This window comes from Dyadobacter subterraneus (assembly GCF_015221875.1).
Taxonomy (GTDB): domain Bacteria; phylum Bacteroidota; class Bacteroidia; order Cytophagales; family Spirosomataceae; genus Dyadobacter; species Dyadobacter subterraneus.
The window spans coordinates 5,511,952-5,526,437 of record NZ_JACYGY010000001.1 but is presented as its reverse complement, the minus strand read 5'-3'; the positions used below and the strand labels follow the sequence as shown (position 1 = coordinate 5,526,437).

8 protein-coding genes are annotated in these 14,486 nt (G+C 41.3%); all 8 read right to left on the bottom strand.

The genetic code is table 11. The features are described from left to right. Positions 1 to 126: 126 nt before the first annotated feature. The gene (locus IEE83_RS23115) at positions 127 to 1,302 is read right to left on the bottom strand and encodes a sulfite exporter TauE/SafE family protein (protein ID WP_194122842.1); all 1,176 of its coding nucleotides are present in this window, start codon (positions 1,300 to 1,302) and stop codon (positions 127 to 129) included. A gap of 170 nt (positions 1,303 to 1,472) precedes the next feature. Then, positions 1,473 to 3,749 (bottom strand): FAD-dependent oxidoreductase, encoded by a 2,277-nt coding sequence (locus IEE83_RS23110; RefSeq protein WP_194122841.1) that lies wholly within the window; start codon positions 3,747 to 3,749, stop codon positions 1,473 to 1,475. A 68-nt stretch (positions 3,750 to 3,817) separates the two neighbouring features. Continuing rightward, complete coding sequence (locus IEE83_RS23105; protein ID WP_194122840.1) at positions 3,818 to 5,845, bottom strand: glycoside hydrolase family 2 protein; 2,028 nt, start codon at positions 5,843 to 5,845, stop codon at positions 3,818 to 3,820. 18 nt (positions 5,846 to 5,863) lie between these two features. Continuing rightward, entirely contained in the window at positions 5,864 to 7,582 is a 1,719-nt protein-coding gene (locus IEE83_RS23100) for a sodium:solute symporter family protein (RefSeq protein WP_194122839.1), read from the bottom strand. 43 nt (positions 7,583 to 7,625) lie between these two features. Next, a complete protein-coding gene (locus IEE83_RS23095; RefSeq protein ID WP_228101940.1) occupies positions 7,626 to 10,208 on the bottom strand; it encodes a glycoside hydrolase family protein in 2,583 nt (860 codons plus the stop codon). A gap of 6 nt (positions 10,209 to 10,214) precedes the next feature. Continuing rightward, complete coding sequence (locus tag IEE83_RS23090; RefSeq protein WP_228101939.1) at positions 10,215 to 11,222, bottom strand: FAD:protein FMN transferase; 1,008 nt, start codon at positions 11,220 to 11,222, stop codon at positions 10,215 to 10,217. An 18-nt stretch (positions 11,223 to 11,240) separates the two neighbouring features. Beyond that, positions 11,241 to 13,040, bottom strand: a complete 1,800-nt coding sequence (locus IEE83_RS23085) for an FAD-dependent oxidoreductase (protein WP_194122838.1) — start codon at positions 13,038 to 13,040, stop codon at positions 11,241 to 11,243. Between the two features lie 347 nt (positions 13,041 to 13,387). Next, on the bottom strand, positions 13,388 to 14,422 hold the full coding sequence (locus IEE83_RS23080) for a hypothetical protein (RefSeq protein WP_228101938.1): 1,035 nt from the start codon (positions 14,420 to 14,422) through the stop codon (positions 13,388 to 13,390). Between the last annotated feature and the right edge of the window lie 64 nt (positions 14,423 to 14,486).

The following is a 14,486-nucleotide window of genomic DNA, read 5'->3' as shown; positions in this document are numbered from 1 at the left end:
AGCGTTTAGCTCATAATAAATACTTCATATTTGTCGAGAGTATTGAGACTCTCTTTTATATCAAATTCTAATTTTCCGGGTCAAGCTAAAAGCGGTCCGCTGCGCGGCCAATAGCTATTAGCTAAACTAAAAAAGAACCATATAAATTATTCTCAAACTCACGATGATGACGATTGTTCCAACCATAATCATCATTGTTTTTATTGGCAATTTTCTGGAAAGGTTTGCTGCGATCGGTGCTGCTACCATTCCTCCCAAAATCAATCCCAAAACAACCTGCCAGTGGGAAAAACCGATCAGCGTTATAAAGGTAACTGAACTTGCCAGGGATACGAAAAACTCCGCCAGATTCACCGATCCAATGGTATATTTTGGGTGACGGCCTCTTGCGATCAATGTTGACGTTACAATAGGTCCCCAGCCACCACCGCCGATGGAATCCAACGATCCGCCCGCAAATGCAAGCCATCCGATTTGTCTGATTGGTCGTTTTTCAATCCGTTTCTTTAACGCTTTCTGGATGATAAGAATTCCCAGAACAAGGGTATAAACAGCTACTAACGGTTTAATGATATAAATATATTTTTCAAGTGATGTCAAAAGATAAGCACCCGATATCGCGCCTATCACACCCGGAATCAATATTTTCTTGAATAACTTGCTGTTTACGTTTCCAAATTTAAGGTGCATATACCCAGAAACGCCGCTGGTGAATATTTCAGAAGCATGCACACTGGCACTAACCGCAGAAGGAGGAACGCCTAGTGTAAGCAGAAAAGTAGCAGATGTTACGCCATAAGCCATTCCGAGCGCACCATCAATCATTTGCGCTATAAAACCACCAAGAATGTAATAGAAAAAGCTTTCGTTCAATTCAAGATCATCCCAGAGAACGGAAAGTCTGTCATAAGTAATGTAGGTGAACACCAAATGCCCGACAATCATCAAAGCGATGGCTGCAAACAAGTTCATACCAATTTCTGTCCGGCTTCTTTTGCGCAAAGTGGCAGCCCAGATTTTGTTCTGAATAGTATCCCAGGAAAGTGCTGATTTTGGATTATTTTTAGTTGCGTCAAAAGCGGCGTTTTGCTGTTCAGCCTTTTGTGCAGCCTTATTGAAACGAGAATCGGATTCCTCCGGCAAATTAGGTAAAAAAACAACTTTTCCCTGCTCTCTTGCGATAGCTGCCAAACGGCGATCTTCCTGAGGATCACCGCTTGCGATATAAGCGACTTCCAGGGATTCCCAATTAACTGGCTCCTTAACTTCTGATGAGGGCAATGATTCTGACGCGTCCTTCAAAGTCTATCTAGTATAGTATTATGATAGAGTAAAGTATTAATAAAATAGCAAACTAATGTTTGCTAAATGAGGTGCAAATTTAGTATCAAAATATTAGCTTTCAAAGAATAAAAAAAGACGAACCCGAAGATCCGTCTTTTTTAAAACGATTATACATTAAAAATTAAGACTCAATAACACCGGATTTCAAACAGCGAAACAGGCGTATTTTCGTTCGAATTTGCCAGTTCAATTGTGAGGTTTTGCGTTGAAACTGGTTCGCTCAGTGTAATCTTTCTTCTATTCTGATGATTATTTTCAATCGATCCGACGAGTTCAATTTTGTCATCATAAACCTTTACCTCCGTCACACAAAACGGCATCACGGTTTCGGGGTGGAGGAAAATTACATTTTCCATCGGGTGGTCGTAATCTGCGTCAAAGACAAATTCAATAGAAGAAATTTTTGTTTCTTCTGCCCATGCTAAATTAATTGTTGGTTTTCTGTCATCGTAATCTGCAACCCAGGCATTCGGACTGGCGATTGGACGTTGCAAACCATTTCTCAAATTTTCAGGTTTAAAAAGATTAATTTCAGTACCCAAATTCATGGCAATATTTCGTCCTTCTGGTCTGCGCTGTGGACACCAGAATTCGAATGTATCTACGCCGATATCTTCCGTCGGTTCCTGTTTGCCATAATTAGAAACAGCGGGATTTGTTGCGTTAAAAACCGTCACGATTCCCGAAATTCTTGTCTCGCTATACTGAATTTTGACTTGTTCATTTTTCATGAAACAAACAAAAGCATAACAGGCATCATCAAATTCTGCATTCCACTCCAATGTAATTTCCTGCCTTCCTTTTTTCAAAGAAACGGATTTTGTTTCAAGTGTAATATCGGGTGTATGATTGTAAGATTTGCTGCTTCTTCGTAATTCAACGGTCAACTCTGTTTCTTCTTCAGCATCAAGCCAAACCGTAACGGAAGGCATTTTACCCATAGAAACCGGCAGCATTTGTCCAACCGAATGATTAATGGCCACCCAATAATCAGCACCCGGAATTTCTTTCAATTTTAACGTTGAACTCGCCTGAATGTTTATTGCTTTTTGAACCAGATCTTCCTGATCTGACAATTTCAAATGTGGAATATACTGGCCCGATTTGATCAATTCACGCTGCAATTCGTCCAAATGAAGTGTTCCGACTTCTCTTGGTGAAATACCATATTTTTTTGCCAAAGAAGCAGCAATTGCAACAGCTTGTCCGCCATGCGCGCTTGTAGCCATTACCCGTGTGGACGCAAAAGCCACGTGTGTTGTACTGATAATCCGCCCTGCAATAAATAGGTTATTGATGTTTTTACTGTAATAACTGCGGTAGGGAATACTGAAAACACCCTTTCCATGCCATTGATTACAACCTGCCTGATCACTGTAAATTCCATCCGCCGGATGCAAGTCGATGCTCCAACCACCAAAAGCTACTGTATCTTCGAATTGTTTTTGTTCAACAATATCCTGCTGTTTAAGCATATAATCGCCTTCAAAACGGCGGCTTTCCCGTTTTCCGGGAATAGTACCGACCCACTCCAATGTCATCGTTTCAGCTTCGGGGAACAGACCGGAATTTTTAATATAATTCCAGGCGCCGTAAACTACTTTCCATAATTCCCACTTAATTGTTTCCGTATCGTGAACGGTGTCAAGTCGTCCGCCATATTCCAGCCACCACAGCCGACAACCGAAATCTTTTGGATTGAATGTTTTATAACGCGGAATCTGCGTAATATCCTGCAAAGCAAAAGACGGCGGCGTAAATTTCACTGGTCTGCCAACATCTTTCGAATAAAAATACATCGAATGTCCAAGCAGCTCACCATATGCTTTATCCGGGGCGAATTTTTCACCAAACTCTTCCTGAGATTCTGCACCCATACGAAATGCCGCCCCTGCCAGAAAGGCAACAATTCCGTCACCGGAGGCATCACAGAACAAAGGAGCGCTGATTTTGTATTGCGTACTATTCTGACTGCAAAAAGCGTGGACAGCCGAAATCGTATCTTCCGCAGATTTGTCAAGGTCGAAAACGGCCGTGTTTAATAACAAAGTGATATTCTTTTCTTCAACCACTTTTTCCAGCAAAACGGTATCAAAAATCAACGGATTTCCATCAGGGTTCCGGTGGATATTTTCCAGCATAATTTCATTGATTACGCCACCTTCCCGTGCCCAGCGGTTATTGTTTCCCATATGTGAGGTTGCGCCCAAAACCCACAACCGGACTTCACTTGACGCATTTCCGCCCAAAACCGGTCTGTCCTGAACAACAATTACTTTCATTCCTGTCCGTGCCCCAGTGATCGCCGCGCAGGTTCCCGTCAATCCACCTCCGACGATTACTAAATCTGCTTCAAGAGATATGGTTTTTGGTGATCTTTTGTAGATGAATTCTTCTTTTATCATTAGTTAATAGCGTTAGGGTGGGGACTCAGCGAAGAATTAATATTTCCCAGTCGTATTTATATTTTTAATTATTTTAGTTCGATTTCTTTAATTCCGGCGGAGTATCCCGTTGGCTTCATGAGAGTTAGCGATATTTTTTTGTCAAAACCATTTAGCGGAATTGTGAATTCTTTACTCTCACCAGGATTAAGATCAGGAATGACATAGCTGCCATTTGCCGTTTTTAGCGAATAACCGCGAATGGCATAAGAAGGAAAATCATTACGTGCAGTCAGTTTAAGAACAAGCTGATGCGAACCCTGTTCACCGGATTTAAAACTCACTTTTTCAATTAAAACCGGCGACATTTCATCCTGATAGGATTTGTAGGCAGGCCTCAGTGAGCGATCCGGGCCAACAATTCCCCAGGGACGATATCCGTTGGCATTTGTGCCGTGATAGCGACTTTGATAATCGTTGTAAGTCCACCAGGAAGTCCCAATCACATAGGGCCTTTTTCTTACCTCCGCAATTACATCACGCACATGTTGCGCCTGACCAATTTCGCCACCCTTATCATCAGCTCTCGTTCCCCATTCACTAATCAGGATCGGTTTCTCAGGATATAATTTGTGGATATGGTCCAGGACTTTGGCATGGTTTCCATAGGTATTCGAAGAAATGAAATCGACATACTGACTGGCCTCATCTTCCGGTTTTTCAGGGAACGTATTTAAGAACATACTGGCGAAAGTGTACAGCCGTGTTGGGTCAAGTTCACGCGCATTCACGATCATATCCTTGGTCCATTTTAGTCCGGCCTGCGATTTTGATTCATACTCATTCCCAACGCTGTAAGCAATAATGCTCGGATGATTCCAATCTCGTTCCACCATTTCCCGGAACTGCGAACGGAATTTGGTACGCATGCTGTCGTTGTCCATTTGGCGGGGTGTCAGCTGCCAGTTTCCGGCTTCGGAAATAATCAGCATTCCATATTTATCGGCCAGTTCATAGAAATATTTAGAGGGAGTATAGTGCGTTAACCGTTGAAATTCCATTCCTGCTTCCTTCATCAAACGAAAATCTTTTTCCACCAGCCAATCTGGTTCCATCGAGCCTAAACCCGGATAATCGACAACACGATTTCCTCCGCCTAACCGAAGTGATTTTCCGTTCAGTAATAATTGCGCATTTTTGATCTCGACTTTTCTGATACCAAAATTTGAGGAAATTGTATCCGAACCGATGATTGCAGTAAGATGATATAAGTTCGGATCATCCAGATTCCAAAGTTTAACCTGCGCCGCAGAAAGGCTTGTTTCCGCTTCGATAATTCCCGTTTGTCCGGCTGAAATGCTGGTTGATTTAATTTTCCAATTCAGTGCAACCGCTTTCTCTTTGAATTGAACGACATAATTTACTTTCGGGGAAACCGTTTGTTTTGAAACGTTTTTGATTCTAAGTTTTGTAGTCAAAACAGCCGTTCCTTTGATTAAATCCGGTGTGCTTTCAATCTTGATATTATCAGCATAAACTTCCGGTTCAACAGTTAAATAAACCGGACGAATCAAGCCGCCGTAATTTACCCATCCCATAAAAGCGTCATTGATTCGGTTGTTGTCTTTTGCGCCGGGAATTGTTCCGACTTTCCAGGTATCATTGTTTACGGAAACAGCCAGCAGATTGTCGCCATCTTTCAGGAAATCTGTTATATCAAAGCTGAATGGCGTGTATCCGCCTTCATGTACCCCAACTTTCTGATCATTCAGCCAGATATTAGTTTTGTAATAAGCCGCGTCGAAATGGAGAATGATACGTTTCCCGGAAGTCGTTTTCCATGGAAATGTTTTTCGATACCAAACCGTTCCGTTGTAAAACTGATAGCGCAGATCGGCAGAAAAACAATGAGGCACCGTTACTTTGTCAAAACGATTCCCGTCAATTTTCGATTCGTACCATTTTCCAGCCAGTCCCATTTCAGCAGGATCCAGTGTGAAAGACCATTCACCATGCAGTGGAATAGCGTTAGGCTGACTGATTTTATATTGACCAAAGGAAATTGAACCGGATAAAAATAATAACGTCAGTACAAAAAGTGATTTCTTTATTATCATGATAGATGAGTTGCAAGTTTATGAGTGAAGGATTTGATTTTTTGTTTCTGCTGAAATGAGTTTGATTTTTCGGGACGCGCGCCATGGAATGATGGCTGTTAACAGAATCCCAAATGCTATGGCAGCTGTTAAGGTGGAGCCAATTGTAGTTAAAGCACTTAACACAAAAAGCAAAAAAGCGGTAAATGAAAGTGCGCCGGCAATCACCTGTAAGCCAAACTGATTTTGTCTGCGCGCCTCCGTTTTCTCTTCTTCCGAGCTTTCCAGATAATCAAATTTTCGCTGCGCCATCACAGCCTGATAAACTTCGTATTCAGAACTGGTAGCAGTTCTTCGTGCTACAAACCATTCATTAATAGCCAGTAAAATAATCGGCAAACCAATCCCGAGAAGCATTTCTTCTGAACGATTTAATTTAAAACCTGCCGTTAATGGTAAAATAATTTTGAAAAGTAAATTGACCGAAAGTGTAGAACCAGTGATCCAGAGGGTGGCTTTTCCGGTTAGCTTTTTGGAAAACAAAGCCCAAAGTGCCGGCGCTAAAAGTGGTCCGCCAGTAACTGCGCCGATACTTAAAACCACTTCCACAATCCCACCGGCAGCTGGTACGAGTAAAGCGATAATGATCATCCCGATGCCAAAAACAAGCGACGATAATCGTGCAATGGACATCAGCTTTTTATCCGAAGCGCCCGGATTGATCATGCCTTTGTAAATGTCGTTTGTGAAAACGGCTGACACGACGTTCAAGGTTGTATTGGCTGAGGCCGAAGTTGAGAAATACATGCCGGTAAGCATCAGTCCCATCAAACCCGGGGGCAAAACAAGCTGGCAAACTTTCAAATAGGCGTTTTCAGTATCCAGACCTACCAGGTCAGGATTAATGGTCCGGTAAATCATCGGAGGCAGCATCCAGATAATCGGGCTGATGAGGTATAATCCTGCAAAAAGAAAAGAAACTTTCCGGGCAGATTTTCCGCTGTCGACACTAGTGTAACGTTGTACAAAAGTCCAGTTACCTCCAATGTAACAAATGTGATAAAGCGTAAAAGCGATGATAAATCCGAAAGTATATTCGCCGTTTAACAATTCGAAAAAACCGTCTGGTGCTTTGGTAGTTACCGCGTCCCAGCCGCCTGCTGCATTTAAGGATAATGGTAAAATGATAAAAACGGCAGCCGTCAAAATCACAAATTGAAGAATATCAGTAACCATTACTGCCCACAATCCGCCAACGGCTGTGTAAGCGATCATCATAATTCCCAAAACAATGGTGCTGGGAATCAATGGAAATCCAAGTGAAACGCTCACCAGTTTGGCGACCGGATATAAAACGGAGCCTTTAATAAAAAGTGAAACCAGCGTAAAAATGTAGATAAACGTTTTTTGTACCGTCAGTCCCAATCTTTCTTTTACAAATTCAGCGGCAGTTAATGCGCCTGTTGCTTTCCATTTTGGAGCCAGCCAAAGTCCTGTGATCAGCGCGCCGATGCACATGGTCCACTGGATTGTCACGGAAACCCAGCCATATTTATAGGCAATAGCTCCCCAGGCGACAAAAGTGCCGGCAGAGAAAAAGCTCATAAATAACGAAAGTCCTCCTATAAACCAGGGCACGGATTCACCTCCGGCAAAAAAGGATTTCATGTTCCGTCCCGTCCGGACGAAAAGCATTCCGATAAATAAAACGAAGGCCGAAAAGATAAAAATGACGGCGGTATCAATGGGTGAGTTCAAGCGTTCAGGAGTGTTAGGTGAAGTAAATTTTTTAAGCTATTTTTTATTCAAACTGAACAGCAATCACTTCAATACCAAAACCCGGAATGTTATAGGCAAAGGAATTGTCGGATGCTGTAATGGTCTGATTAGATTTCTTATTTAGGATTTTCGAGATATTTTTCCCGGAAATCCATTTTTCCGGGTTTAAAGTAATTTTCCCTGATGTTGGCTGTGAGCGGTCATTAAGCAGCATGACATAAGCCACATTTTTTTGACCGTTTTCTGCCAGAATATAATCTACAATGGGTTTGTCATTTTGAACAAAACCTTCACGGATTACCAGATTTGACTTTTCACCATAAACCGATCCGGGTTCAAAGCCATAAGTCTGGTGCGGACCAACTTTCGGCGTTACAAAACCTCTCGGAAAACTGACTTTTCCGTCAGATCTCAGTTCAGTTTCGGACAGTAAATAATCTGTAATCCAGCCGATTTGCCACCAGGCGTGATGCGGATAAGGACCGGCACCTTTGTTCATGGATTGCCAGTAATAGGAAGCGACGCTGGTTTTTGGATCGACGAAAGCATCGCGGCCAATAGCGGCTGATCTTGCCAGATCAGCAAAAATCTGTTCGCCGGTGATTTTGTACATTCTGATAAAAAGTCCGGCGTGACTGGCCAATTGAATAGGCCCGTGACGCGTGGCTGAGCCAAATATTCCGCCATGTTCAAAACTCAAACCAGCCTGACTGATTTCCCAATCTTCTCTTTCAACACCATTAACAATTTTGATATTTTTGGAAGGAATCGGGTGTGTGTAAATTGAACTGACATAAATTTTAGCTGATGTTATGGCAGCTTTTTTATAACGCTCATCTTTTGTCATATCAAAAAGATCTAGCAAAGCCTGAGCAGATTGTCCGGTTGCGAAGTCAGGCGCATAACGCGCGTCACCACAAACACCAAGAAAAGAACCGGTTTCAACCGCATTTTTAATAAACCAATCAGCGCCTTTTTGTGCAGCTTTCAGATATTTTTCATCTTTTAAAATCCGGTAAGCGACGATCAAACCGTAAAAAGTAGGACGAACGTCTTTAATATCTTTGAATATCTCCTCTTCCGTTTTCCGGTCATAAGCAACGGCGAAACTTCCATCCGGTTTTTGCCAGCTCAACAATTTCTCGGCACCCAATTTCAGTCTTTCTTTTAATTCCTTATTATCAGGTTCAAAAAGCAGCATATTGCCGATGTCCAGCATGATGTAATAAGTCAGGCCGATTGGTTCCACGACCGAACCCCATTCCTCTACAAACTTTTTACTTTTTGCCAGATAATATTGTCCTTCAATTGCACCTTTGAAAAAACCATCGTCGGTTATTTGCTGAACCAGTTTGAAATTCTCTGCCGGCGGTAATACTTTCTGGTTCAATTCGGGGTCTTTGGTTTCATGCGCCAGCATCCACATGGCACCATAATCTGAATTTTTCATGGCATCTTTATTCGAACCCACAACACCACCTAGATAAGATTGAGCGCCAATTTGTTTCCCTTTATATTCTTCGATATTCCAAAGTGAAGTTTTCGGGTTGATCAAATAATGATGCATTTTTTCAATGCGATCTGATAAAGATTGGGTACTCTGACGAAGCGCCAGTCCTTCTTTAAAATTATAAACATCATAAATGGCGTGGTTCAGCGCCTGAAACCAATCGCCGGAAATCAAACTGTACCGAAACCCATAACTTAGTTCCTGACCGATTTCTCTTTCCGATTTTTCCTCTCCTAACACCGGATAATAGAGTGTTGGAGATAACTGCGATTTTCGGTTCATGTGCGACAATCCGATAAACCAGTCGGTCTGAGTGATTTTATCCTTCTCCCAAGGATCGCGCGCCAGGCCAGGTTCGGGAATAATAGATAAAGTAATTCCATTTTTGCTGCTCACGAGCGGACTCAAAGTACTCGCACAACGTTCACGATAAATGACCGGGCGATTCGGAATTCCGTGACCGTAAGCATAAGCAAGTGCAAAATTTTCCTGCATAAAATTTCCCTGAAAATAACCCGGAACAGAAACCCAGCTTATTTTTTCCTTCTCCAAAACCGCTAAGGTTGGTGTTGCCAAAGAGAAAAATCCTTTTCTTTTTGGAATCAGTTTTTGAGATACCTGAATGTCGGAAGTATACTTTTCATCCAGTTTCCAGTCGGCGATAATGATTGCAACCTCCGTTTCCTGTGTGAATTGAATATGATTTTTATCAATGATTTTTACTTTGGACGGAAAAAAATGGTACGTCTTTCCCGCCGTATTCAACGAAACGGCCGTAGTGCTTTCTTTCCATTGTTCCTGCTGATAATGGTAGGCGTCTTCCGGGAATTTTCCGCCTGTTATTTTTTCAAAATTTTCTGCGGATTCTGATGCGGGTTTTGTCTCGGAAAATAACAAAGTGTATTCACCGGAAGGAGCCAGATCGGAGATCCACTTTCCGTTTTTATTGACGGAAACCTTTTGAATGTGATAACCTTCCGAAGTATTCTGCCAGATAATCTGTATATTTTTATTGGCAAGAGATAACATTTTCGGTGCTTGGCCAAAAACGTTTATCAAAATAAAACAGGAAAGTATCGTTAAATAATATTTCATAATTGATTACAATTCTTTAATAAGGTTTTTAATCCCGTCTGTCAGATACGTTTTTAAGTTTCCATGATCGTCGGTATACAAAAGACATATATCGAGATTCGGGTTTTTTGATACAAAATGTTTTGTTTCTTCAAGACCCATGACGAAAAATGCAGTGTCAAATCCGTCCGCTGTGATGGCATCTTGGGCAAAAACAGTTACGCTAAGTAGAGAACTCTGCTCCATTGAACCGGTTTTGGGATTGATAATATGATTGAAAACTTGTCCGTCCTTTTCAAAATGGTTTCGATAATTTCCGGCCGTCGTCATCGCGCGGTCAGAAAGCTGAACTGAACAGAAAAGAGAACCAGGTTTCAACGGATTTTCGATGCCTGTAACCCATGGTTTATTATCGACTTTATATCCTTTACAAAGAATTTCTCCACCGATCTCTACCATAAACCTGTTAATATCAAGTCCGACCAGAAAATCACTGATTATGTCAACCGAATATCCTTGCGCAATACCATTAAAATCAAGCTGAATTTCAGGTTTTGACTTTCTTACAGCGTAGGAATCAAATAGAATTTTTTCGAAGCCAATGAGTTTCAGCAAAGAATTAATGTCCGCATTTTCAGGATTTTTATTTTTAGTCGGACCGAAACCATAAGCGTTAACCAATGGCAAAATGGTAGGATCAAAGGCACCATTCGTTGCCTCAAAAACTTCCTTAGATTTTTTGAGGACCGGGAAAAAGTAAGGTGATTTATATCGATGAAAAGTAGATTTATTAAAATCCGAAAGCTCGGAATCTGACCGGTATAGTGATAAACATTTATCAAAATCAAGTAAAATAGAATCTATAGCAATTTTCAGATTTCGCTGTTTTTTATCAAAATATTTAATGTGATAAGTCGTTCCCTGCGCTTCTCCCTGAATTGAAATCATCGGAATATCATAACGATTTGCCACCGCCAATTTTGACGATAGCAAATATGAAATGATAAAAAGAAGAAATCCGGTGATTTTGGTCATGGCTAATAGATAGAAATATTACGGCTGAGCCTCTATGGTTTCTCCTTTTAAAATTCCCATCAATTCGGGTAGGTGATCCTGGTAAACGCCTCTTGGTGTAGTCTTATATTTTGTGGTCAAATAAGCGGCAAAACCTACAACTTCGCCCATCATACCACAAGTTCTCATCACTCTTGTGCTGCCAAAAGCTACGTGTGTAGTACTGATATTTCTTCCGGCAACGAAAAGATTCTGGATATTTTTGGAATAAAGGCAGCGGTATGGAATGGTGTAAGGAGCTACCTTGATATGTTTGGTTCCTGCGAAAAACTCCTGTCCTTCAAAATATTTGCTGTTTTTTGCATCTGGAAAATGAAGATCAATTGTCCAGGTAGCCGTAACAGATCCATCCGGATACTGTTTGCCTTCCTGAATATCCATCTGGTTTAAAATATGATCACCGATGATTCTGCGCGACTCTCTTTTTCCTCCAATATAAGCTACCCAGGCAAGCTCCTGTTTTGCATATTTTTGTGATTTGTGATTTTTCAGATACGACCAGTTTCCATAAATCGCACGCAGGTTATGGTCTCGAATTTTTTCGGCATCCGTGATGGTGTTGAAGTTTCCAAAACCAGTTTCCCATTCCCAGTCGGCCTTGGTATTATCGATGTGGTACTCGTCTGAAAATTGCAGTGCCCAGGGCGTTTCAGGAAAAGTTGTAACGGTATCACGTGGTAATGAAGCCCAAAGATTTGAAGTTCCCAAAGTAAAATTATCCGGTTTCTCGGCAGCCAGTGATTCGCCTGTTTCCGCTTTGCTTTCTCTTCCCATTCTAAATTCTGCTCCGGCCAGATATCCGATGGTTCCGTCGCCGGTACAGTCTGAAAAGAAGGAGCCTTCGAAACGGGTTTCTTTATTGGTAATAATGTCTCTTCCTACAACCGCCGTAATAATGTCGTTTTGTTTTTCAACTTTATCCACATAAGTATTCAGGAAAAGCGAGATGTTTTTTTCGGCTTTTACAATAGAAGTTTTTCTTGCGTCGCCATATTCTTTTGCATCAGGATTTCCGTTTCCCGGATCTCCATTGTCCATTTCTCTTACAATCCTACCAAGTTTGGGATAGTAATTTTTATCAACATCACCCATCAAATGCACACGTATTTCCGAACTGTTATTACCACCCAAAACTGGCCGATCCTGGATTAACGCAACTTTCAACCCCATTCTTGAAGCTGAAATAGCGGCACAGGTTCCAGCTACACCGCCACCAACAACGACCATATCAAAATGTCCGGCGGATACCGGTGCACCAGGCAGATTTAAAAGTTTTTTGCGGAAGGCGGTTAGTTCTTCCAGTTTATTAGGTGGGGTGAATTTTGGAGCATCTGTGAACAAAATCGCATCGCAGCGGCCATTAAAACCGGTCAGATCTTTCATGGATAATTTGATTGTTTCCGTTTTTATTTCAGTTTCGCCCGCATCGTACCACTTCCACTCATCAGAACCGCTTTCTCCAAAAACTTGCTTAATCGGATTTCCATCAATAGAAACCTGAAATTTTCCCGGTCCTTTTGGAAATGGTGCCCAGTCTTTGGTGCGAACCCAGATATGGTATTTTCCTTTTTTGGGGAATTTTACGGTTGTTGAGGCATCTTTTACTGGTCGGCCCATGCCATGCGCCATCAGGTAAGACGAACCCATAACCACAAAAGATTGCTGGTCAATAACCCAGCCGCCTTTGTTTTCAAAGGATTCAGTTTCTACGAAAACGTGGTTTTGCGCAGAAAGCTGCAATGTGAATATTAGAAGGAATAGTGTTAGATAGTTTTTCATCTTTATATTGGTTTGTTCCATAGGATTCAGGGTTAAAACCCTGAATCCGGGATGGTTGGTCGCTCATTCGACCCAAGGCTGAAGCCCTGGGTTAGTGCTTTCCAAGGTTGAAACCTTAGTGGTGGATTTTTGCTTATTAACTTCAAAATCCGGTTTCTGAATTTCTATGATCCATGTTTTGGTTGTTTAAAATTTCAAATCGAAGTCTTTCGCCGAGGATTAGTTCTTCCGATTTTTAAACTTTGGATATGGAACTGCAAATCGCTGAATTTGCTATTTTTAGTTTTAGCACTGCATTAACCCAAGGCTTCAGCCTTGGGTGGCCAGATATCTCTACTTTCCAGACTTTAGTCATTCATCGCTTTATCTAAAATCTCTCGACTTTTATCCGATAGTCCGCTCTGCTTTTTCAATAATTCAATTTTCAATTTCCGTTGTTCATCGTTTGAGGCAACAAGCCCGTTAGCGATATTTTCTGTTAAGGTTTGGTTCAAAGGAATAGTCGAAAGTTTTTTCAAAATCGCGATCTGCATCGGATAGGAAGCTGATTGGAATGTTTCCCAAAGCCAGTTTTGTTTTTGCGGTTTTGAGAAAAAATCATTTTCTGTTTTCTGCAATGCTGTTCGGGCAGTATAAAGATTTTTCCCGGCAATAATTTTTTCTATGTCCGGTTCAAAAGTTTTTAAGACGCGGCCATCTTTGTTAATCACTTTTTCCATGGCCCAGTACTGATAATGATAGTTTTTGTCAGCCAGGAAATCATGGAGCATTTTATCATTTTTATAAGATTCCGTTATTTTCAGCATTTCCGGAACAGCCTTTCCATAAGCAATTTTCCAAAGTGTAAAACAGGTGTAAACCGCTCCGTCAATCACTTCGTTTTTAATTGTTTTTAAAGTAGCTCCGGTTTTGGCGTCCACTGAATCAGACAAGTCATCCGTACCTTTTGTAATAAGATCTTCCATTTTTAAATCGGCAAAAATGGAATTCTGCCTGGCCAGGATATCCTGTAATTTTTCGTAATCTTCCGCTTTGAATTCTTCGTGATCAACTTTGGTGAGGACTTTTCCTTCCGGCAGATCATACCTCACGTAATTGCCCAAAAGATCCCAATAGAAATTAATGTGCACTGGTTTGCATTCGTTGGTATAACAAACCGGCGTGAAAATATTCCGGAAGAAATACTGCGGTTTTCCGGAGTCGTCGAATTTCAGTTTTAAAGTATATTGAAGCGTATCGTTCTCAACAACAGTGAACTCACGTATCTTTTCTTTAACCATATTTCCCACTTTCCCTGAGACTGCAATACTATTTTCCTGACTTTTTCCGGACTGAGAAAAAGAGGAAAGAAGCATCAGAGAAAGAAGAAATAACGGGTTCATTTTCTTGAATTACAGTTAACGAAACCAGAAAACTTTGACGATTTTCTGATTTCGTTTTGAATTA